The organism is Haloarcula pelagica (assembly GCF_030127105.1).
Classification (GTDB): Archaea; Halobacteriota; Halobacteria; order Halobacteriales; family Haloarculaceae; genus Haloarcula; species Haloarcula pelagica.
On record NZ_CP126161.1, the window covers coordinates 2,067,666 to 2,088,147 of the forward strand.

Here is a 20,482-nt window from a genome sequence, read left to right on the forward strand (position 1 = left end):
TGACTCTACTGGGGCGATTATCGCACCGGATAACGACGCCGACGACATTTACGTCTCGGCGGCGAAGGGGCCGTCGATGGTCACGAACGAGAGCGACACCTTCGACATCGGCGGCGACCTGACAGTCAAGCGGCTGGGATTCGGTGCGATGCGGATCACCGGCGACGGTATCATCGGCGAGCCGGACGACATCGGAAACGCCCGCGCTGTCCTGCAGCGCGCGGTCGAACTCGGGGTCGACTTCATCGACACCGCGGACTCGTACGGCCCGGGCGTCTCCGAGCGGCTGATCGGTGAGACGCTCGACACCGAGCGCGAGGACCTCGTGATCGCGACCAAGGGCGGCCTGCTGCGCAACACCGACGCCGACTGGCTCGCCCACGGCGACCCCGACTACCTCCGGAACGCACAGCTGTGTTCGCGCGACCGGCTGCGGATGGACCCGATCGACCTCTACCAGTTCCACCGCCCGGACCCGGACACCCCCTTCGAGGAGTCGGTCCACGTGCTCGCGGAGCTGAAAGACGAGGGGCTCGTCCGTCACGTCGGCCTCTCGAACGTCTCGGTCGACCAGCTCGACCGGGCGCGCGAGATCGTCGACATCGCGACGGTCCAGAACCAGTACAACGTCGCCAACCGGGACGCCGAGGCCGTCCTGGAGGCCTGTGAAGACGCCGGGATCGGCTTCATCCCGTGGTACCCGCTCGCCGCCGGCGAGCTCGACGGCGTCGACGGGATCGAGGAGATCGCACGGCGCCACGACGCGACGCCCCACCAGATCGCACTGGCGTGGCTGCTCGGCCACTCGGACGTGACCCTGCCGATCCCCGGCACGTCGAGCATCGAACACCTCGAACAGAACGTCGCCGCCAGCGCGATCGAACTGACTGACGACGAACTGGCCCGACTCTCCTGAGGCCAGGCATCGAGTGGCCGCCCGCGGCGCAGGCGGCTGTGGGCCGCCGACACCGGGGTGTTTTTCAGGGAATGCGATGTATCCGGAGCTATGACGACAATCACGCTCGGCCCCTCCGGCACGTACTCCCACCGGGCCGCGCAGGCGGTCGCGGACGACGACATCACCTTCTCCGAGTCGGTCACTGCCATCGTCGAGGCCGTCGCCGACGGCGAGGCGGACCGCGGCGTCGTCCCGGTCGAGAACAGCATCGAAGGCTCGGTGACGGAGTCGCTCGACGCCTTCAGCACGTACGATGTCGCCGTCGTCAGGGAGATCATCACGCCGATCCGACACGCGCTCCTGGCGCAGGGCGAGTCGTTCGACCTCGTCGCCAGCCACGCACAGGCCCTGGCGCAGTGTCGCGGCTGGCTCGACGAACACTACCCCGGGATCGACGTTGAGGCGGTCACCTCGACGGCCCGCGGCGTCGAGCGGGCGCGCGAGGACCCGTCGGTGGCCGCGATCGGCCACCCCGCGAACGCCACCAACGGCACCGAACTCGAAGTGCTGGCCGAGGACATCCAGGACCGCTCCTCGAACGCCACCCGCTTTGTTGTCGTCGCGCCGGCCAGCGAGCGCAGCGACGCCGGCAGCAAGACCTCCTTCATCGTCTACCCGAACGCCGACTACCCCGGCCTCCTGCTGGAACTGCTCGAACCCTTCGCCGACCGGGACATCAACCTCACCCGCGTCGAGTCCCGCCCCAGCGGCGAGCGACTGGGCGACTACGTCTTCCACATCGACATCGCCGCCGGCCTCTACGAGGAGCGCACCCAGGACGCGCTGGCGGACATCGAGGCCCTCGCCGAGAACGGCTGGGTCCGCCGGCTGGGGTCGTACGACTCCCAGACCGTCATCAACTGAGCCGTCGGCACCGCGTCGACCTGTCGTCGGAAGATTAAGTTTGGGGGCCGCGTATGGCCAGGTATGACCGACAGCGATCCGCTCGGCGAGATCGAGCGCGCGTTCGATGTCCTGTCCGACCAGTTCGGGGTCTCCCTCGGTGCGGTCCCGACCGATGTCGTCGAGACCGACGACGAGTTCGTCGTCCACATGGACCTCCCGGGCTTCGACAGCGCGGACATCGAAGTCAAACTCGTCGAGGATCGGACCCTCTCTGTCACCGCCGACCACGGCGAGTCCGACGAGTCCGTCGACGGGCAGTACATCACCCGGGAGCGTCGTCAGCAGTCGCTGAGCCGCAGCGTTCGGCTCCCGGCCGCCGTCGAGGACGACGCCACGGCCAGCTACGAGGACGGCGTCCTGACCGTCCACCTGCCGAAGGTCGTCGAGGACGCCGACGACGGGACCGACATCCCGGTGAACTGACGATGGTGCTCGAACCCGGCACGCGACCGCCGTCGATCACCGCGACCAACCAGTGGGGCGACCGCGTCTCGCCGGACTTCGAGACGCCGACGGTGCTGTACTTCTACCCGCGTGACGACACGCCGGGCTGTACGACCGAGGCACAGGCGTTCAACGACCGCTACGAGGAGTATCACGAGGCCGGGGTCGAGGTGTACGGCGTCTCGACCGACGATGTCGACAGCCACTGTGACTTTGCCGAGAAACACGACCTCTCCTTTGACCTGCTTGCCGACCCCGACGGGACCCTCGCGGAGGCCTTCGACGTTGAGATCCGCGAGCGCGATCGGGCCCGCCGGACGACCTACGTCCTCGCGAAGGGACAGATCGTCGGCGTCTACGAGGGCGTCAGGGCGGAGGGCCACGCCGCCGAAGTCCTGCGGGACCTGATGGAAGCGGGCCTGGTCCCGATGGAGTAGCTACTCGTCGATATCGATCGCCGGGCGACCGGGCTCGGCGTTGTCCAACAGACTGTCGTCGGCCTCTTCAGGTGCCTGGACGACGACCTCGGCGCCGAACTCGCGCTCGATCAGCCACGCCGCCCGCCGGAGGGCTTCGACTTCCCGTTCGGGTGCGAGCAGGTCCGGGAACGTCGCGCGGCCGGCCAGGTCCTTGGCGAAGTCCGCGGCGGCCTCGCCGTACTGCTGGAGCTCCTGGTTTTGCATCACTGCCGGGACCACGTTGTCGGCCTCGCGGGCGATGTCGACGACCCGGTGTTTCCAGGCCGGCGCGATCGCCAGCGTGATCCGCTGGGGGTCCTCGATGCCGACGGTCTCGACGATATCCCGGACATCCTCGCGGGTGTCTTCGACCAGGCGCCGTTCGAGGTCGTACTCCGCGGGGGCCTCGCCGGCGGGCCAGTCGGCCTGGGCGAGCAGTCCTTCGTTGTCCAGTTCCTGCCAGATCTCCTCGGCGACGTGGGGCGCGACCGGCGCCAGCAGCTTCGTCACCGTCACCAGCCCGCGCTCGAAAGTCTCGGTGTCGGGGTCGGTCGCCTCCTCGTAGCGCCGGAGCAGGGAGACCAGTTCCCGAACTGCCTGCAGCGCGTGGTTGAAACGGAACTGCTCGTACTCGGTGGTCGCAGCCGCCGCCGTCGCGTCGATCTCGCGGGCGACGTACGCCGCGATGGCCGCGTCCTCGCTCCCGCTCTCGGCGGCCACGTCGCCGGCCACGTAGTCGGTCGTCAGTTCGTAGACGTTCTGGAGGAAGCTGTGCGCGGACTGGACGCCCTCGGCGCTCCAGGCGAACTCCTTCTCCGGCTGGGCGGCCTCCATGATGAACAGCCGGGCGGTGTCGGCGCCGTACTCCTCGATGATCCGCTGGGGCGAGACGCCGTTGCCCAGGCTCTTGGACATCTTGTTGCCGTCCGCGCCCAGGACCATCCCCTGGTTCGTCAGGTTCGTGAACGGTTCGCGCACGCCGCCGGAAAGCAGGTCGATGTCGTCGAGCACCTTCGTGAAGAACCGGGCGTACAGCAGGTGCATCACGGCGTGTTCGATGCCGCCGACGTACTGGTCGACGGGCATCCAGTCGGTCGCCCGCTCGGTGTCGAACGGGGCGTCGTCGAGGTCGGGCGAGGTGTAGCGCAGGAAGTACCACGAGGAGTCGACGAAGGTGTCCATCGTGTCGGTCTCCCGCACCGCGTCGCCGCCACACTCCGGGCAGTCGACGTGTTTCCACTCCTCGGCCGCGTCGAGCGGGTTCCCGGTGGTGTGGACAAACTCCGGCAGTTCGACCGGGAGGTCCTCGTCGGGGACCGGGACGTAGCCACAGTCGTCACAGTCGATCATCGGGATCGGCGTCCCCCAGTAGCGCTGGCGGGAGATGCCCCAGTCCCGGAGGTTGTACTCCGTGCGGTGGTCGCCGTCGAACACCTCGACGAACTCCCCGCGGGCCTGTTCGCTGTGGAGCCCGTCGTACTCGCCGCTGTCGACGAGGACGCCGTCCTCGGTGTAGGCCTGTTCCTGCACGTCGATCTCGTCGGCGTCGACCGCGGCCTCGGGACCGGGTTCGACGACCTGCGTGATCGGGATGTCGTGGGCCTCAGCGAACTCGTGGTCGCGGTCGTCGTGGGCGGGCACGGCATACAGCGCGCCGGTCCCCACGTCGGTCAGGACGTAGTCGGCCACGTAGACGGGGATCTCCTCGCCCGTCGCGGGGTTCGTGGCGTACTCGCCGGTGAAGACACCGCTGGTCACGTCGAGGTCGTCCTCGTCGGCCCCCTCGGCAATCTCGATGTACTCCGCGACCTCGTCGTTGTCCTCGGCGATCTCCTGGGCGACCTCGTGGCCCGGCGCCAGCGAGAAGTAGGTCGCGCCGTAGATGGTGTCGAGTCGCGTCGTGAAGATGTCGACCGCGCCGTAGTCGCCGACCTCGAAGGCGACGCTTGCGCCCTCCTGCTTGCCGATCCAGTTGCGCTGCATCTCCCGGACGTTGTTGGGCCAGCCGTCCAGCCCGTCCAGCGCGTCCAGCAGTTCCTCGGCGTAGTCGGTGATCGTCAGGAACCACTGGTCCATCTCGCGGTGCTCGATGGGCGTGTCACACCGCCAGCACAGTTCGTCTTCGCCTTCGACCTGTTCGTCGGCCAGCACCGTCTCACAGGAGGGACACCAGTTCAGCTCGGCGCCCTGGCGCTCGACCAGGCCAGCGTCGTCGAAGCGCTTGAACAGCCACTGGTTCCACTTGTAGTAGTCCGGCTCACAGGTGGCGATCTCGCGCTCCCAGTCGTAGCCAAAGCCCATCTCCGTGAGCTGTTCTTTCATCGAGTCGATACACTTCAGCGTCCAGTCCCGTGGGTTGGTGTCCCGTTCCTCGGCGGCGTTCTCGGCCGGCAGGCCAAAGGAGTCCCACCCCATCGGGTGCAGGACGTGCTCGCCGCGCATCCGCTCGAAGCGGGCGAACGCGTCCGTGATGGTGTAGTTCCGGACGTGGCCCATGTGGAGGCTCCCGGAGGTGTAGGGGAACATCGCCAGGACGTACTCGGGGTCCGTGGCGTCGTCCTCGATGCGGAACACGTCCGCGTCGTCCCACGCCTCCTGCCAGTGGGGCTCGATGGCCGTGTGGTCGAACCCGCGCTCGCGTTCGTCACCGGTCGTGGTCATAGATACCGGAACGTCGGACACCGACGTTGCTATAGCTTTCCCTTCACTGGGCCGTCCTGCCACGCTGGGCCTCGCGCCCCGCCCTCGGCATAGGCTTATTGTCACTTCCGACGAACTACTCGGTATGGCAGACGACACACCGACTGACAGCGAGTCGACAGGCTCGCTCCTCCCCGAACCGCTCCGGACCGTGACGCCGCTGACCGGCAACCGCCCCGATCAGGAGATGGACATCTTCGGCTGGGGGATGTTCCTCACCATCGTGATCCTGCTGGTCCCCCTGCTCCCGTTTATCGTCATCGTCTGGCTGATCTCGAAGGTGACAGAGTCGCTGGCACCGAACTAGCCAGTCAGGTCGTCTCGGTCCCGACGAGTTCGAAGTCGGTCCCGTCGCCGGCCGCTCGTGCCTTCGTGTACGCGACGTGAGCGGCGGCCACGTCCTGGATCGCGAGCCCCGTCGAGTCAAAGAGCGTGATGCCGTCGTCGCGCTCCCGGCCCGGGATGTCGCCGGCGACGACGGCGCCGAGTTCGCCGTAGATGTCGTCGTCGTCCAGCAGGCCGTCGCTCCAGGGGACGTTGATCTCGCCCGAGTGGGTACACTGCTCGTAGTCGTCGATGACGAGTTTGGCGTCCTGGAGCGTGCGGTCGTCGTGTTCGTGTTTCCCGGCGGCGTCGGCGCCGATGGCGTTGACGTGGGTGTGCTCGCCGACCCACTCGCGGTCGACGATGGGCGACTCGACGGGCGTGATCGTCGAGAGCACGTCACAGCCCGCCGCGTCCGCGATACTCCCGGCGCGAACGTCGAACCGGTCCGCGAAGTGCTCGACGAACGCCCGCTGGCGCCGCTCGTTCCGGTCGGCGATGACGACTGTCTCGATGTCCCGGACCGTCGCGATCGCTTCCAGTTGCGTGTACGCCTGGGTCCCGGCGCCGACCAGGCCGAGCGAGCGGGCGTCGGGCACCGCGAGGTGATCGGTCGCTACCGCCGCGGCCCCACCGGTCCGAAGCCGGGTCAGGTTGGTCCCGTCCATCACGGCGAGAGGGAACGCCGTCTCGGGGTCCGAGTAGATCAGCGTCCCCAGCACCGTCGGCAGGTCGTGATCGGTCGGGTTGTCGGGGTGGACGTTGACCCACTTGACCGCCGCGGCGTCCCACTCACCCGCGTGGACGTAGGCCGGCATCGACCGGAAGTCGCCGTTGTACTCCGGGAGGTCGATGTAGGACTTGGCGGGCATGATCGTGTTCCCACGCGCGTCGGCGGCGAACGCGGCCGACACCGCGTCGACGACCGCGGGGAGGTCGGCGTGTCTCTCGACTGCGTCCGGACCGAGCAACAGGGTCTGCATGTCCGATGGTGGCACCCGCTGGAACTTATATGCGGCCACAAGAACCTTCGACGGAGATATTCCCGGCCGAGCCGTTATGGCCCTCCGCGACCACGTTCGCGTATGCACGGCGTGCTCCGAGTGACGGTCGTCGCGCTCTGTCTCGCGCTGGCCGGCTGTGGCGGGTTCGTCGGCGGGCCCGACCAGGCGACGCCCGTCACGCCGGCCCCCGTTCCGACGCCCGATCCGGGGACGGTCCGGGTCGCGCCGGGGCTCACCGAGGCGGGCGTCGACGACGCCGACGCGCTGACGCGGGCTCACGTCGCGGTGCTCTCGAACCGCTCGTACACCGTCGACCGTCGGCGGCTGGTCGAGACGGCCGACGGGACCGTCCGGCTCCGCCAGGACACCCGGGTCGAGACCGCCGCGGGGTACGACGCCTACCGGGCGAGCAGCGCCGTCGCCGGCACCGCCGTCAGTAACCGGACCGTCCGGACGCACTGGGAGGACGGCCGCGCGGTCCAGTGGACGACCGCGAACGGGACGACCGACCGACGAATCGCCGCCGACAGCCGCGGTATCGGCGGGCCGCCGCTCCCGCCACGGGACGCGCTGTCGTTCGATCCCACGTTCAACCAGCGTATCCGGACACTGTTCGGCGCCGTCAACGTCACCAACGTCTCGCTGACCAACGAGGAGATCATGCAGCTCAACCAGGCACCGCTGTATCGCGTCTCGACCGAGGGTGCGACCGACCGCACTCGGATTCCCGTCGTGACCGCGGACCGCGTCGGCGGTGTGAGCTTCACGGCGACGGTGACGCCAAACGGCGTCGTCCGCTCGTACGCGCTCCAGTACACCGTCGTCCGCGACGGGACGACCCTACGGGTGACCGAGTCCGTGCGGTACAGCGACGTGGGGACGACGACGGTGCCGGTCGAGAAATAGTTCCCTCGTGTGCGGTGATACCCGGAGAGCGTCGGGGCCGACGACACCGGACGCACGGCTCGTGTGACTGCGGACGGTTTCGAACGACAGGTCCCCGAATGGGATCGCCGGAGGCGACTCCGAGACGAAAACTCAGGCGATCAGCAGCTCTTCGCCGCGTTCGACCTTGATCCGGCACGAGGGCGTGATCTTGTTGTAGGCACGGCGGAACGCCTCCTTGACGTGGGGGGCGTCCTCGACCTGGCAGTACGCGGTAAAGAGGCGCTCGCCGGACTGGACGCGGGCGGCGGTGCCGACGATCTTCCCGAACGCCTGGCGCATCCCGTCGGAGACACGGTCGGCCCCGGCACCGGTCGCCTGCTTGTTCTCGCGCAGGACCTGGTGGGGGAACTTCCGCAGGGTCATCTTGTAGTCGCCGTCCTCGCCGAGTTCCTTGATGAGGTGGCGGTTGGCCGAGAGGCGGGAGGCCTCCAGCGAGCCGTGGCGAAGCTGGACCGACTCCTCGACGATGAGGCTGATCTGGACCGGGTAGTCGTCACGATCGGTCTGTTTCTGGCCCATCTCGTGCTGTGCGATCTTCGAACCCGGGATGCCCGTGATGTACTCGCGGCGCGTGTACGAGGGCTTGTCGATGTCCCGGTACATTGAGGCGGGTTTTTCCGACATACGTACTCTTGGCCGATACGTGGCCGAGCGGGGGGATAAGCGCTTCGAAGCCAACGCGACGGCGTGTCATCCCCTGTCGATGGCGGTTTCCGACGGCACAGGAGGTGACACTGGTGTTACCCTGCTGGGGTGTTTATCCCCGTTCACGCCCTCCGATAGGATACCATGAACATGCTCGTCGACGGCGAATGGCGGACGGACGCGTACGAGACGACCAACGACGACGGGGAGTTCGACCGGCAGGAGACGGCGTTCCGCGATCGAATCGAGGACGACCCCGACGCGCGCTTCCAGCCCGAAGCGGGACGCTATCACCTCTACGTCTCGCTGGCCTGTCCGTGGGCTCACCGGACGCTGCTCGTCCGGCGGCTCAAGGGCCTCGAAGACGCCATCAGCGTCGACGTGGTCGACCCGTACCGTGACGACGACGGCTGGCAGTTCACGCCCGAGAAGGCGGGCTGTACCGAGGACACGGTCAACGGTGCCGACTACCTCCGCGAGGTCTATCTCGCGGCGGACCCGGAGATGACCGGGCGGGTGACGGTACCGGTCCTGTGGGACACACAGGAAGCGACCATCGTCAACAACGAGTCCGAGGAGATCCTGCGCATGCTCGACACCGAGTTCGACGCGCTCGCCGAGCACGACGTGGACCTCTACCCCGAGGGCTACCAGGACGAGGTCGACCGGCTCATCGACGAGATCTACGAACCGATCAACAACGGCGTCTACCGGACCGGGTTCGCCGACACCCAGGACGCCTACGACGACGCGGTCGCGGAGCTGTTCGACGCCCTGGACCACTGGGACGCGGTGCTCGAAGACCAGCGCTACCTCGCCGGCGACCGGCTGACCGAGGCGGACATCTGCATGTTCACGACGCTGGTCCGGTTCGACGAGGTGTACCACACCCACTTCATGTGTAACCACCGGCTCGTCCGCGAGTACGACAACCTCTGGCCGTATCTCCGCGACCTCTTCCAGACGCCGGGGGTCGCCGAGACGGTGAACATGGACCACATCAAAGAGCACTACTACACGACCCACCCGGACGTGAGTCCCAAGCGCATCGTCCCGATGGGGCCCGACCCGGACTTCTCGGCCTCCCACGACCGTGACGACCTGCCCGGGGACCTCCCCGAGGACCTGCTGGCGACGGCCTGACGCGGATCACGGTTCGCCGGCCGCCGTATCGCGGACTGAGTGGACGGCAGCGTTTTTAAGCGATAGTCGCAGATACTGGTGCAATGACCGATCTCGTCGGGAACGCGCGGGGGGTGAGCACCGTCATCGGCGTCGTGTTGATGATCGCGATCGTCGTCGTCCTGGCGGCGGTGGTCGGGTCGTTCGTCCTCGATCTCGGCCAGCAACAGCCACGGAACGCGCCACAGGTCGCGATCGTCGCCGACTACAACAAGCAGACCGATCCCAGCGGGGAGTATCTGAACTTGAGCGTCGGAAGCGGTGACACGCTCCAGCGGGACGAACTCTCGATCGTCGTGAGCGGCGCCAGAGACTCCAGCGGGAACGATGTCTCGCTGACCGCCAGCCCCGTCCAGGCACAGGCGCCCACGGAGATCCGAGCGGGGACGGAGCTCACCATCAACGCCGACCACTTCAGCGGGGTCGGACCGGGCGAACACCTCGATCTGAGCGAGGCGACGCTCAGGCTCGTCTGGGAGCCGGACACGAGCGAGGAGACCGAGACGTACGTCGTCTACCGCTGGCCGGACCCGAGCACCCGTTAGCTGAGGCGGGCCTCGCCGGCCTCGAAGTCTTCGAGGAACGAGCCCGGCCCGCCGATCGTCGCCGTCTCCTCGCCCAGTTCGATGACCAGCGTGTGTTCGATGGGATAGGCGTTGGTCTGTGGCTCGGCCATCCCCTGGCGCGTGTCGACGACCCGGCCCTCGATGTGTCGGGTGTCGCCGCCGGCCTGGACGGGGTAGACCTCGGCGGAGAAGGTCACGTCCTCGTCGGCCCGAAGCCGGAGTGTCGCCTGCAAGACGAGATGCCTGAAGCTCCGGTACGTCGCCGGGAGCGGGCGCGGCTCGGCGACGTGTAGTTCGGTCGCCATCGGCCAGTAGTTCCCCAGGAACGACCCGGAGAGGATCGGAACGATCTGTTTCTGGACGAACGCGATCGCCCGCTGGTCGGAGTTCGTCCGGAGGACCATGTCCGCCGGCGCGACCAGTCCGTACTGGCCGTCGACCGTGAGCATGATCGGCATTCCCTGTTCCCAGGCGCGGGCGACGGAGGCCTTCCCGGCGACATCGGTCGCGTCGATCCGGTCTGTGCTGTTGACCACGAGCATGACGAGGACGCCGCGGTCGACCGCGGCGGCGAGTTCGTCGCCGATCTCCGGGAGGTGTTGCTGGGGGACCGAGAGCATGATCTCGCTCTCGGCGTTGGCGATGTACTCGCTGAGGCGCTTGACCACCGTCACGCGGGACTTGATGACATCGAACTGCTGGGGTTCCCGCTCCGTATCGGCGAACCGATCCGCGAGCGCCGTCTCCATCTCGGTCAACTGGTCGGTCAGGGAGGCGATGACCTCCTCGGGCGGACGGGCCCGGATCGTCGTCGGCACGACGTGATCGTTGACATCGACGAACCCGCGTTCTTCGAGCGATTCACTGATACTGTAGACGTAGCGCTTCGAGACGCCGGTGTCGTCGGCGATCTCGCTGGCCTTGGCCTCGCCGGTCCGGAGGATCGACAGGTACGTGTCGACCTCCTTCTCGGAGAGACCGAGTTGTTCGAGCCGCGCTGCGAGCGTTGAGTCGTCCATCTGTTGTCACAATCTCCGTAGTCGCAAGTAACTGTGTTTCGGTCGTGCGCGAGCCGCTGTCGACCGATCCGCCAGTTTCGTTGTAATAGTTCAATACATTTCGAGAAAACATTAAGGTACTGGTCGTTCAGGTGGGGGTATGCCATCGAACGACCCGCGAGTCGAGCCGACGACCCACTGGACCGTCGGCGAGAAGTACGGCTTCGGGACGGTCTGTGACCACGAGTCGACCGATCCCTCCCGCGTCTGGTACACCCTGACCGAAGGCGCTGTCACCGAGGTCCGGTTCCCTCGGATCGACGTGATGAACGTCCGGACGGTGGATTTCCTGGTCACCGACGGCGACGGCTACGCCGTTCGGACCTTCCGCGAGCGACGCGACAGGGAGGCAGCCGTCGACCGGACGACGACAGCAGCGAGCGACGATGCGCTGCTCTTTCGACAGACCGCTGAGCCGACCGACGACCGCGACTGGGAACTGACCGTCGACCACGTCGCCCACCCCGAGGCGGACGCGCTCGTCGTGGACATCGAGTTCGAGGGCGACGGCTACGACTGCTACGTCGTCGTCGACCCGGTGCTGTCCTGTCACGCGAACCACGACATCGCGCGAGCGACCGGCGACGGACTCCTGGCCCGCCACGAACCGCCAGCGGCGTCGTCGGCGTTCGAGAGTGACGACGGCGACGGCGTCAACGTCGGTCTCGACATCGCCCGGGAGGGTCCGGCGACGAACGCCGAGGCCGATGTCGAGACCACCGTCCTCGAACGGTCGACCGCCGAGGACGGCCGCCAGTACAGCCTGGTCGCCCACCACGACGAGGGCGAACCAGAGCGGGTGTTCCGCGACGACGACGGCCGCCCGATCGACGTGGGACTGGGCGTCGCCAGCGCCGACGGCTTCGACTGGACGACGGTCGACCACCGCGAGGGCAGCGTCGAGACGGCGCTGCTGGGCGAGGGCGACGCGAGCCAGCGCCGCGAGCGGGCCGCGGGCAACGTCGTCATGGCCGGCCGGCTGGCGAGCGGCGACGCGACGGTCGCGCTCGGCTTCGCCGAGGGCGCCGACGACGAGGCGGCCCTGGCGACCGCCCAGCGCGCACTGGAGACACCGGTCGAGGACATCCGGACGGCCTACGTCGACTCCTGGCGGTCGTATCTCGACGGAGTGGCCGTCCCCGACAGTGTCGCCGACGACGACGACCTGCTGGCCCAGTACCGGACGGCGGTGATGGTGATGAAAGCCGCCGACTCCAAACGCTACCCCGGCGCCGGTATCGCGAGCCCGTCGGTGCCGTGGGGGGACGCCGTCGAAGCCAACGAGCCGGCCGACTACGGCTACAACTACGTCTGGGGGCGTGACCTCTATCACACCTTCACGGGGTTCGAGGCCGTCGGTGACATCGAGAGCGCCATCGACGCCACCGAGTACATCTACGCTCGCCAGCAGCGCGCGGACGGCTTCCTCCCGCAGAACACCTTCCTCGACGGCCGGACCCGCTGGGGCGGCGAGCAGCTAGACGAGATCGCCGTCCCGCAGGTGATGGCCCAGCAACTCTGGGAGCGCCACGACTACGGGTTCGAGGAAGCCGGCTACGACTACGAGCACGTCCGGCGCTCCTCGGCGTACATCGTCCACAACGGCCCGGACAGCCAGCAGGAGCGCTGGGAGGAAGAAGCCGGCTACTCCCCGTCGACGACGGCGGCACAGATCGCTGGACTCGTCTGTGCGGCGGATCTCGCACTGGCGGCCGGCGAGCGCGCCGACGCGATCACGTATCTCGGGGTCGCGGACCACTGGGCCGATCGACTCGAAGACTGGCACGCGACCGAGACTGGCACCGACCGGCACGAGCACACGCCGTACTACGTCCGCGTGACCGACGAGGCCAACCCCGACGACGGGGAACTCCGGACCCACACGAACGGCGGTGGGACCCTCGACGAGCGGGACATCATCGACGGCGGCTTCCTCGAACTCGTCCGGCTGGGCATCCGACCGGCAGACGACGAGACGATCCGCAACAGCGTCGCCGAGTACGACGACGACATCATGGTCGAGACGCCCCACGGGCCGGCGTGGTACCGGTACACCGGCGACGGCTACGGCGAGAAGCCCTTCCGGGCGGGCGCCCCCTGGCAGCCCGACATGACCGGACGAGGGCGGCTGTGGGCGTTCCTCTCGGGCGAACGCGGGGAGTACGAACTCCGCCGCGACGACCCGACCTTCGAGCCGACCGCCCTCCTTGAGACGATGGCCGGCTTCGGCAACGACGGCCGGATGCTCCCCGAGCAGGTGTGGGACCACGACGAGGGCAACGCCTTCGACTGGGCGTTCGGCGAGGGGACCTCCAGCGCGACGCCGCTGTCGTGGACCAACGCCCAGTTCGTCCGGCTGGCCTGGAGTATCGACGCCGGCGAACCGGTCGAGACGCCCGCCGTCGTCGCCGACCGGTATCTCGACGGCGACCGACCCGTCGGTCCCGACCTCGACGTGACCATCGAGCGGACCGGGGAGACGGTCACAGTCACCGGCGAGAGCGACGGCGAGGACGTGGTCGTCACGACCGAACACGAGACGGTCCACGTCGAGGGCGGCGGCCTCGACCTGACCGTCGCGGCGCCGGCAGACAGCCGCGTCACCGTCGTCGCCGCGACGGGCAACCTTCCCGACGTGGCGACGACGACCCGGCAAGAGTCGGTCTGAGAAGTCCCGCAGATTCGAACTACGAAAAAGTATTACACCATCATTTATGGTGGCGGACGTGATGAACAGTGACAATGACGCTCCGGACATCGTTGAACGACTTCAAACGGAACCGGGACCACGACCGGCACTTCCCGGGCGAGTTGCGTTCTACCGACGGGATGTTCTCGGGCTTCGACGACCGGCTCGTCCACGTCGACGCCGACGGGTCGCTGCGTGATTACTCGTATCCGCTCTGTGGCCTCTCCGGGATCGACCAGTCCCGTTTCGGCGTCGAGACCGACGAGACGACGTGGTTCGACGCCGACGCGGAGCAGCGCTACCGCGGGGCGACCGGCGTCGTCGAGACCGTCCACGAGCGGTCGGGCTGGTCGGTCGTCCAGTCCGACTGCACCATCGGCTGTGCACACGTCACACGGTTCGAACTCCGCGGGGACGCCCCGGCGGACCCGACGCTACAGGCGTTCGTCGGCTTCGCTCCAGACGGCCGTGAGGGTCGGACGAGCCTGCTCGTCCACGACGACGCCGTCGAGGCGTACCACCGCGACGAACACGACTACCTCGGCGTCTCGACCGGCATCGAGACCGTCCACGGACAGATCCCCGAGCGGTTCGACGAACTGGTCGCGGACGGCCCGGTCGAGTTCCCCAGGGAGACGACACAGGAACGCTACGAGGACGCGGTCCTGACCGGCGGTGCCGTCGTGAGTGCCTCCTTCGAGGACGGCGCCGTCACGCTCGTGACGCTGCTGACCGACATCGACGAGACGGACCGGGCCGACGCCCTCTCCGAGGTGGCCGACCTCGCCGCCACACACGACAGCGTCGACACGCTCGCCCGGGCGAGCGACGAGCGCCGATCCTGGTCGGTCCCCGAGTCGACGCCCTCCCGGGAGACAGTCGTCGACGATCTGCGGGTCGTCTCCCTGCTGTCGGCGGACAACGGCGCCCGCATGGCCGGGCCGGACTTCGATCCGTTCTTCGTCACCTCCGGCGGCTACGGCTACACCTGGTTCCGTGACGACGCCGAGATCGCCGGCTTCCTGCTCGGGGGCGATCAGTACCTCGGTCTCGGGCTGGCCGACTGGCACGAGCGCTCGGCCGCCTTCTACTGTCGGACCCAACTCCCCGACGGGAGCTGGCCCCACCGCGTCTGGCCCGGTGACGAGACGCTGGCGCCGGGCTGGGCCAACGCCCGCATCGAGAGCGGCGACGATACCGACTACCAGGCCGACCAGACCGGCAGCGTGCTGGGCTTTCTCGCGACCTATCTCCGGACCGGCTCTCCCGACGACCCCGACCGGATCGAGTCGGCGATCGAACGGGGAGTCGAGAGCCTCGACGACACGCTCCTCGATGACGGCCTCCCGATCGACTGCCAGAACGCCTGGGAGAACATGCAGGGCCGCTTTACGCACACCGCCGCGACCTTCCTCCACGCCTACGCCGCCGTCGCACGCGCACCGGTCGACGAGGCGCTGCGGGACCACGCCCGCCAGCAGGCCCGCGCCGTCCACGACGGCCTCGATCGGCTCTGGACCGGCGACTCCTACGCGCTCCGGAGTCGGGACGGCGAACTCGACGAGCGGCTCGACTCCGGCACGCTCGCGCTGGCCGGGGCCGTCCGGGAGTACGGCGAGGTGGTCGAACTCCCCCAGGCGACGCTCGACCGCCTCGACACCCACATCCGAGCGACGCTCGACGGCCTGGAACGCGAGACCGACGCGATCCGCGGGCTCGTCCGCTTCGAGGGCGACGAGTGGCGACAGAACGGCCAGGCCGACGAGAAGGTCTGGACGGTCTCGACGGCCTGGGGGGCCAACGCGGCGGCACAGCTCGGCTCGCTGCTTTCCGACCACGGCGAGGGCGTCCGCGCGGCGACCGCCTACGCCCGCTCGCGTGACCTGCTGGGCGAACTCCTCCCAGGCGGGTCGCTCGTCCAGCCGAACGGCTACCTCTCCGAGCAGTTGTACGACGACGGGACACCGGACTGTGCGACCCCGCTGGGGTGGCCCCACGCGCTGCGGCTGGCGACGGTCGCACACCTCGACGCGACCGGCGAGCTACGGACAGAAGAGGCGGCCGGGCCGGCTGAGTAGGCGCCCGTCGAACAGAGACAGCAGTGGCCGCGCTCAGTCTCCGTCGGTCCCGCCGGAGGCGATACTCCCCATCTCGGGCGTCTCGCGCTCGCCACGGGCGGACTGTACTTTCCCCAGTGCGACGGCACAGACGTAGATCCCCACGGCGATGAGGACGATGACCCCGCCGGCCGTGACGCCGCCGTAGTAGGCGGCCCCGATCCCCAGCAAGACGGCCAGTTCCGCGAGGACGACCGAGACCACGAGCGACTCGGAGAAGCTCCGGGACACCTGCGTCGCGCCCGCGACCGGCACGACGAGCATCGCCGCGACCAGGATGACGCCCATAATCTGCATCGCGCCGACGACGACCATCGCCGTCAGCATCACCATCACGCGGTTGTACCAGTTGACCGAGATCCCCGAGACGGCGGCCGCGGTCTCGTCGAAGGTCACGTACAGGAGCTGGTTGCGCGTCAGCGCGACTGTCCCGACGATGACGGCGAAAAGTACCAGGAGGATGGCCGCGCTCTGTGGCGACACCGTCGAGAGGTTCCCGAAGAGGAACTGGTTGACGCCGACCGCGAGCCCGCCCGCGTTGAGGCTGATCAGCGTCGTCCCCAGAGCGAATCCGGTCGACAGGACGATGGCCATCGAGACATCGTTGTACGCGTCGGTGACCTCGGAGATGAGTTCGATGAACAAGGCGGCGATCATCGCGACGACGACGGCGGTGAGATACGGCGACACCCCAAGGTCGATGACGGCGTTCAGGAACAGCCCGACGGCCACCCCGGCGAACCCGGTGTGGGCCAGCGCGTCCCCGATGAGCGCGAGCTGTCGGTGGACGAGGAAGGTCCCGATCAGCGGGGCCATCACGCCGACACAGAGGCCGACGAGTATCGCCCGGTGCATGAACCGATATCGCGGGTTCAGCATCTCCAGGCCGGTCAGGTAGTACGCCCAGTCCATCAGCCAGTACCACTGTTCGAGGACCCACAGGAGGACGCCGAAGAGCAGGTCGCCGACCGCACCCAGCCCGGCCTGCAACGGCAGGGCGAGCGACGGATCGACGGCGGCGAGGACGCCCGCGACGAACGTGGCCACGAGGTCCGCGCTCACTCTTGGACCCCCGTGAGCACCCGCGCCTCCGTGCCGAACGCCCGGGCCAGCGCGTCGCTGTCGACGAACTCGTCGGTCGGCCCGTCGAAGTAGACGGTGCGGTTCAGACAGACGACCCGGTCGGCGTGTTCGACGACCGCCCCGAGGTCGTGCTCGATGAGGAGGACGGTGATCCCTTCGGCGTTGAGCGTCGCCAGGAGGTCGTAGAAGGCGTCGACCGACTCGGCGTCGACGCCCACGGTCGGCTCGTCCAGCACGAGGAGGTCGGCTTCGCTCGCCAGCGCCCGGGCGATGAACGCGCGCTGGCGCTGGCCGCCCGAGAGCTGCGTGATCCGTCGGTCGGCGAACGACTCCATCCCGACGGTCCTGAGCGCGTCACCGACGAGCCGCCAGTCCGCTTCGGAGAGGCGACCGAAGCCGACGTGGGGGAACCGACCCATCTTCACGACCTCGCGGACGGTGATGGGCATCTCCTTCGCGGCGCTTGCGTGCTGTGCGACGTAGCCGAGCCGCTCGCCGTCGTCGAACTGGTCGGCGCGCTCGCCGAACAGACGAGCAGTCCCCGAATCGGGGCGTCGAAGTCCCAGTACCAACTGCAACAGCGTCGACTTCCCCGAGCCGTTCGGTCCCACGACGGCGACGTACTCGCCCGACTCGATCGTCAGCGAGATGTCTTCGACGACCGGCGTGGCCGTGTAGCCGAAGGTGACCGCCGAGAGGTCGACGACCGGTTCGGTCACCCCCTCTCGCTCGTGTGTGCCGGCTCCGTGATCGGGCCGTTCTCGCGTCGTCATACCGGTTCGAAGTTCCGCCACTGTTCGAGCCACGCCGCCGACGGGGCCGCCTCCTCGGGCGTCTTGTTGCCCAGTACGATCTCGAAGGTCGGCCTGTTGATGTTGTCGGCGATCTCCTCGTACCCCCAGTTCTGTTCGACCCACTCCTCGCGGACACCGGCGTACGGCGTCGCCGGGAAGTACGCCTCGACACCCGTCTCGCGGACGAGTTGCTGGGCCGGGCGCTGGGACTCGAAGACCCCGTTGGCGATGTACCGGATGTCGTTCTCGCGGATGACCCGCGCGGCCTCGCGGATGTCGGCGGGTTTGACATCGCCGCTCGCGGCGAGACTCGTCACCAGCGGTCGCATCCGCACGCCGTAGCGCACCCCGATGTACTGGAAGGCGTTGTGTGCGGCCAACTGGACCACGTCGCGTTCGGCCTGTTCGAAGACGGCCTCGTAGTCCGAATCGATCCGGTCGAGTACCTCGGCGTTGTAGCGCTCGGCGTTCTCACGGAACGTGTCGGCGTGTTCGGGGACCACGTCGGCGAACCCCTCGGCGATGTTGCCGACGGACTGTTTCGCGCGTCGGGGGTCGAGCCAGAAGTGTGGGTCCTTCCCGCGCTGGGCGCCGACGCCCTCTTCCTCGCGGTCGAGAGAGGCCGCCAGGTCCACCAGTTCGATCCCCTCGCGGGCGTTGATCAACGCCGTGTCCACGTCGTCGGCTTCGATCGTCTCGATCGCTCGGTCGGCCCAGGGCTGGAAGTCCGTACCGACGTGGACGAACGCGTCGGCCTCGATGATGCGCTGTGTGATACTGGCGTTTGGCTCCCAGCCGTGGCCGTGTAACCCCGTCGGGACGAGGTTCTCTACGGTCAGTGGTGTCCCCTCGGCGATCTGCCTGCCGAAGTCGAAGAAACTGAAGAACGAGGCCACGGCGACTGGCTCGCCGCCCCCGTCGTCGCTGTCACCGCCGGTCTGTGCCGGCGCGTCCGGCAGTGCTGTACACCCGGCCAGTCCCATCAGCGCCGCCGCACCGCCGGCGCGCAGTGCGTCGCGTCTCGTCACCGCTCTGTCGGAATCCGTACTACGTGACATAGTTGGAAAGTAACGCTATGAATTAGCTCCGTCTAAACTTTCTTTTACCGTAGCCACACATATACATTTCGAGTCAGGGAATACTATCGGGGAACCGGCTGCCGGGGGACTACAGGGGTTCCATACAGTCGCCGGCCGAAGACGGAGGGGGTCTCATCTCACTGGACTGTTCGCACGCCGATCGCTGCGCTGTCCGATGGTCTGCGTGTGAGTCAGGAGTGAGCGGAAAACCGGGAGCCACGAAAAATGGTCGGCGCCGGTTCGCGGGTTAGCGGGACTGGATCACTTCGCCGGAACGGGCTCTTCCTCGACAGCGGTGACCGCCTCGCCGGTCTCGTCGTCGAAGAGGTGGACCGACGACTCCTCGAAGGAGACGTGGATCGTGTCGCCGACCTCGGGTTCGATGTCGGCGGCGACCCGCGCGATGAAGTCCGGTGCGTCCTCGGTGTCGAACTCCCGGGAGTCGGTCCCCAGATCGAGGTACAGGTAGTTGTCGCTCCCGACGGGTTCGACGACATCGACGACCGCCGGCACGGCCGACTGGGCACCCTCGTTGCCCACCGAGACGTGTTCCGGGCGGATACCCAGGACGTACGTCCCGCCGCCGATGTCGCCGAAGGCGTCGGCCCGCCCGCTGGTCAGGTCGTAGGTGAACGCGCCGTCGGCCCCGGTCAGCCGGACGCCGCCGTCGAGCGGTTCGGCGGCCACGTCGACGAAGTTCATCGACGGGGAGCCGACGAACCCGCCGACGAACTGGTTGGCGGGGTTGTTGTAGACGTGTGTCGGGGCGCCGGTCTGCTGGAGTTTCCCGTCGTTGAGGATGACGATGCGGTCGCCCATCGTCATCGCCTCCTCCTGGTCGTGGGTGACGTAGACGGCCGTGATCCCCAGTTCCTCCTGGAGGCGCTGGATCTCGGTCCGCATCGTCGTCCGCAGTTTCGCGTCGAGGTTACTGAGTGGCTCGTCGAACAGGAACACTTCGGGTTCGCGCACGATGGCACGGCCCAGGGCGACGCGCTGTTTCTGCCCGCCGGAGAGTTCGTCGGGCGTGTCGTCCAGCAGGTCCTCGATGCCCATCATCTCGGCGGCCTCGTAGACGCGCTTCTCGCGTTCCTCGGCGGACATGTCCGTGCTCATCCGCAGGCCGAACGCCATGTTCTGCTCGATGGTCTTGTGTGGATACAGCGCGTAGTTCTGGAACACCATCGCCACGTCCCGGTGGCGCGCGTGCACATCGGTGATATCGGTGCCGCCGAGGCGGATCTGTCCACCCGAGGGCCGTTCGAGCCCGGCGATCATCCGCAGTGTTGTCGACTTCCCGCAACCCGACGGCCCGACGACGGTGACGAACTCCCCGTCGTCGATCGAGAGGTCCAGGTCGTTGACAGCCACGATGGACCCGCCGTCGAACTCCTTCCGAAGCGTTTCAAGTTCCAGACTCGCCATTACCACCGTTGTACATTTCCTGCATGATAAATGTTCCCCAAGATCTCCAATTTGCGAGGGGAAATTTCGTAGTATATTTACCGGACGATCCCGGCCGGTCGA

18 protein-coding genes are annotated in these 20,482 nt (G+C 67.8%); 10 read left to right on the forward strand and 8 right to left on the reverse strand.

Going from position 1 to position 20,482, the window contains the following annotated elements; translation table 11 throughout:
• The first annotated feature begins 76 nt into the window (after positions 1 to 76).
• The 4 genes from P1L40_RS10875 (at position 77) to P1L40_RS10890 (ending at position 2,745) form a co-directional block, all read left to right on the forward strand.
• The gene (locus P1L40_RS10875; RefSeq protein WP_284006955.1) at positions 77 to 916 is read left to right on the forward strand and encodes an aldo/keto reductase; all 840 of its coding nucleotides are present in this window, start codon (positions 77 to 79) and stop codon (positions 914 to 916) included.
• A gap of 90 nt (positions 917 to 1,006) precedes the next feature.
• Entirely contained in the window at positions 1,007 to 1,822 is an 816-nt protein-coding gene (gene pheA, locus P1L40_RS10880; RefSeq protein WP_284006956.1) for a prephenate dehydratase, read from the forward strand.
• Between the two features lie 63 nt (positions 1,823 to 1,885).
• Positions 1,886 to 2,287, forward strand: a complete 402-nt coding sequence (locus P1L40_RS10885) for an Hsp20 family protein (RefSeq protein ID WP_284006957.1) — start codon at positions 1,886 to 1,888, stop codon at positions 2,285 to 2,287.
• 2 nt (positions 2,288 to 2,289) lie between these two features.
• Complete coding sequence (locus tag P1L40_RS10890) at positions 2,290 to 2,745, forward strand: peroxiredoxin (protein WP_284006958.1); 456 nt, start codon at positions 2,290 to 2,292, stop codon at positions 2,743 to 2,745.
• Here the strand turns inward: P1L40_RS10890 and leuS are convergent, their stop codons facing one another.
• A complete protein-coding gene (gene leuS, locus P1L40_RS10895; RefSeq protein ID WP_284006960.1) occupies positions 2,746 to 5,427 on the reverse strand; it encodes a leucine--tRNA ligase in 2,682 nt (893 codons plus the stop codon).
• Between the two features lie 124 nt (positions 5,428 to 5,551).
• On the opposite strand from leuS, the gene P1L40_RS10900 reads away from it, so the two are divergent.
• The gene (locus tag P1L40_RS10900) at positions 5,552 to 5,773 is read left to right on the forward strand and encodes a DUF7535 family protein (protein ID WP_284006961.1); all 222 of its coding nucleotides are present in this window, start codon (positions 5,552 to 5,554) and stop codon (positions 5,771 to 5,773) included.
• A 4-nt stretch (positions 5,774 to 5,777) separates the two neighbouring features.
• On the opposite strand, the gene P1L40_RS10905 is transcribed toward P1L40_RS10900, so the two are convergent.
• Positions 5,778 to 6,773 (reverse strand): ornithine cyclodeaminase family protein, encoded by a 996-nt coding sequence (locus tag P1L40_RS10905; RefSeq protein WP_284011063.1) that lies wholly within the window; start codon positions 6,771 to 6,773, stop codon positions 5,778 to 5,780.
• A gap of 102 nt (positions 6,774 to 6,875) precedes the next feature.
• Between P1L40_RS10905 and P1L40_RS10910 the strand changes: the two genes are divergently transcribed.
• Positions 6,876 to 7,700 carry a hypothetical protein gene (locus P1L40_RS10910; protein ID WP_284006962.1) on the forward strand — a complete coding sequence of 275 codons (825 nt, stop codon included), beginning with the start codon at positions 6,876 to 6,878 and terminating at the stop codon, positions 7,698 to 7,700.
• Between the two features lie 132 nt (positions 7,701 to 7,832).
• On the opposite strand, the gene P1L40_RS10915 is transcribed toward P1L40_RS10910, so the two are convergent.
• Positions 7,833 to 8,366 (reverse strand): 50S ribosomal protein L16, encoded by a 534-nt coding sequence (locus P1L40_RS10915; protein WP_284006963.1) that lies wholly within the window; start codon positions 8,364 to 8,366, stop codon positions 7,833 to 7,835.
• A gap of 165 nt (positions 8,367 to 8,531) precedes the next feature.
• On the opposite strand from P1L40_RS10915, the gene P1L40_RS10920 reads away from it, so the two are divergent.
• Both P1L40_RS10920 and P1L40_RS10925 read left to right on the forward strand, forming a co-directional pair.
• On the forward strand, positions 8,532 to 9,530 hold the full coding sequence (locus tag P1L40_RS10920; RefSeq protein ID WP_284006965.1) for a glutathione S-transferase family protein: 999 nt from the start codon (positions 8,532 to 8,534) through the stop codon (positions 9,528 to 9,530).
• Between the two features lie 83 nt (positions 9,531 to 9,613).
• On the forward strand, positions 9,614 to 10,114 hold the full coding sequence (locus P1L40_RS10925; protein WP_284006966.1) for a type IV pilin N-terminal domain-containing protein: 501 nt from the start codon (positions 9,614 to 9,616) through the stop codon (positions 10,112 to 10,114).
• On the opposite strand, the gene P1L40_RS10930 is transcribed toward P1L40_RS10925, so the two are convergent.
• A complete protein-coding gene (locus P1L40_RS10930; RefSeq protein WP_284006967.1) occupies positions 10,111 to 11,154 on the reverse strand; it encodes a TrmB family transcriptional regulator in 1,044 nt (347 codons plus the stop codon). The two genes, P1L40_RS10925 and P1L40_RS10930, sit on opposite strands and share 4 nt — an antisense overlap.
• A gap of 139 nt (positions 11,155 to 11,293) precedes the next feature.
• On the opposite strand from P1L40_RS10930, the gene P1L40_RS10935 reads away from it, so the two are divergent.
• Positions 11,294 to 13,861, forward strand: a complete 2,568-nt coding sequence (locus P1L40_RS10935) for a glycoside hydrolase family 15 protein (RefSeq protein WP_284006968.1) — start codon at positions 11,294 to 11,296, stop codon at positions 13,859 to 13,861.
• A 74-nt stretch (positions 13,862 to 13,935) separates the two neighbouring features.
• On the forward strand, positions 13,936 to 15,960 hold the full coding sequence (locus P1L40_RS10940) for a DUF7997 domain-containing protein (RefSeq protein ID WP_284006970.1): 2,025 nt from the start codon (positions 13,936 to 13,938) through the stop codon (positions 15,958 to 15,960).
• Between the two features lie 33 nt (positions 15,961 to 15,993).
• On the opposite strand, the gene P1L40_RS10945 is transcribed toward P1L40_RS10940, so the two are convergent.
• From P1L40_RS10945 to P1L40_RS10960, 4 genes are all read right to left on the reverse strand, one after another.
• Complete coding sequence (locus P1L40_RS10945) at positions 15,994 to 17,061, reverse strand: metal ABC transporter permease (RefSeq protein ID WP_379774245.1); 1,068 nt, start codon at positions 17,059 to 17,061, stop codon at positions 15,994 to 15,996.
• Entirely contained in the window at positions 17,058 to 17,855 is a 798-nt protein-coding gene (locus tag P1L40_RS10950) for a metal ABC transporter ATP-binding protein (RefSeq protein ID WP_284006972.1), read from the reverse strand. The genes P1L40_RS10945 and P1L40_RS10950 overlap by 4 nt, the downstream gene beginning before the upstream one ends.
• Positions 17,852 to 18,904, reverse strand: a complete 1,053-nt coding sequence (locus P1L40_RS10955) for a metal ABC transporter substrate-binding protein (protein WP_284006974.1) — start codon at positions 18,902 to 18,904, stop codon at positions 17,852 to 17,854. Before P1L40_RS10955 ends, P1L40_RS10950 begins: the two co-directional genes overlap by 4 nt.
• 312 nt (positions 18,905 to 19,216) lie before the next feature.
• On the reverse strand, positions 19,217 to 20,380 hold the full coding sequence (locus tag P1L40_RS10960; protein WP_284006976.1) for an ABC transporter ATP-binding protein: 1,164 nt from the start codon (positions 20,378 to 20,380) through the stop codon (positions 19,217 to 19,219).
• Positions 20,381 to 20,482 lie beyond the last annotated feature (102 nt).